The organism is Neobacillus drentensis, assembly GCF_036966985.1.
In the GTDB taxonomy this organism is placed as follows: Bacteria; Bacillota; Bacilli; order Bacillales; family Cytobacillaceae; genus Neobacillus; species Neobacillus drentensis_E.
In genome coordinates, this window is sequence record NZ_JBALSN010000596.1 from 1 (window position 1) to 1165 (window position 1165).

At 31.3% G+C, this 1165-nt stretch carries 2 protein-coding genes; both read left to right on the forward strand.

All coding sequences use genetic code 11. The features are described 5' to 3' along the window. The first annotated feature begins 85 nt into the window (after positions 1-85). Entirely contained in the window at positions 86-466 is a 381-nt protein-coding gene (locus tag V7659_RS28650; RefSeq protein ID WP_335543452.1) for a hypothetical protein, read from the forward strand. Positions 467-688: 222 nt separating this feature from the next. Continuing rightward, positions 689-1090 carry a hypothetical protein gene (locus tag V7659_RS28655; RefSeq protein ID WP_335543453.1) on the forward strand — a complete coding sequence of 134 codons (402 nt, stop codon included), beginning with the start codon at positions 689-691 and terminating at the stop codon, positions 1088-1090. Positions 1091-1165: the final 75 nt, after the last annotated feature.

The window sequence follows — 1165 nt, forward strand, 5'->3', positions numbered from 1 at the left end:
CTAACGTAAGCAGGTTAGTTGAACAAGGAAATCAGCTATAATGGAACAATAATACAGTGAAGTTTATGTGAAATCAGGTGAAAAAATGGATATTTCAATTAAGCCAAGCGATGTTGATTTTTCGACTTTCTTTGGTAAAAAAGTTACTGAGGTAACTTTAGTTGGGGCAGAGTTAATAAACGTTATATTTGAGAATGGCAATTTAAATGTAGAATGTCCTTGGAGATTAAGAAATAGGGATGGCATTTTAGTAGGTGCTACGGAGCAACGAGGAATCGGTTTTCTCTCCACTTTAAAAAAGTATTTATTAGAGATTCCAATTACGAAAATTTATCACTATGAACCTACGGAAGATTTGATAATTGAATTTAATAAGAAATTGTATTTAGACTTATTTGCTGATTCAACATCTTTTGAACAGTATCAATTGTATGAAGGGGATAGTCTGTTTCTGATTGGTAAATGAACGATGTTCTTCAACTAACGGGTGCTTGAGTTAAAGATCAGAGCTGTCATTAAGGCAGCTTTTTCTTGTTGAGTTAACGAAGCAGGTTAGTGGAAGAAGGAATTGTTCTAAAACAAGTCGAATTTATTAATTTTAAAAAAAATAAGGAGACTACATTTTGAAACCCCTGAGTATTTTATTTGAAAAGCATTTACATCGTTGTAGATAGGAGGGATTGGAATTGTGAGAAAATCATTATTTATTTCTACCATAGTAATGGTGTATTTAATTGTAAGTGGCTGTAGTTACAATTCTGTTAAGAAAATTAAAGCAGATTATTTTGATATTGGCTTAGGACAGAGTTTATACAGTGGATATAATAAAGTGGAGCAGGAAACTGTTCAGTCACTTGTTGATGCATACAATCAAATTGAATATATTGGACAAACCAACCAACAAATTAATTATGAAAAGGCAATAACTATAACATTTATCTATAATGACCAAATTTCAGGCACTTTAGTGATAGATGATAAGGGAGTTTTTCATCTAAGTGATAGCGTTGAAAATTTTCAAATCGAGCCAAACAATGATATATATGAACAAGCAAAAAATATATATAACGATTTGAAGCAACAATATTAAAAATTCATGGTAAATTTGGCGTTTGATATAGTTGTTATGTGAACAGTTGCACTTAAACTAACGGGTGCAAGAGTT

Coding starts and splice junctions, on each gene's coding strand:
- V7659_RS28650 (WP_335543452.1), top strand. CDS start 86: ATGGATATTTCAATTAAGCCAAGCGATGTTGATTTTTCGACTTTCTTT.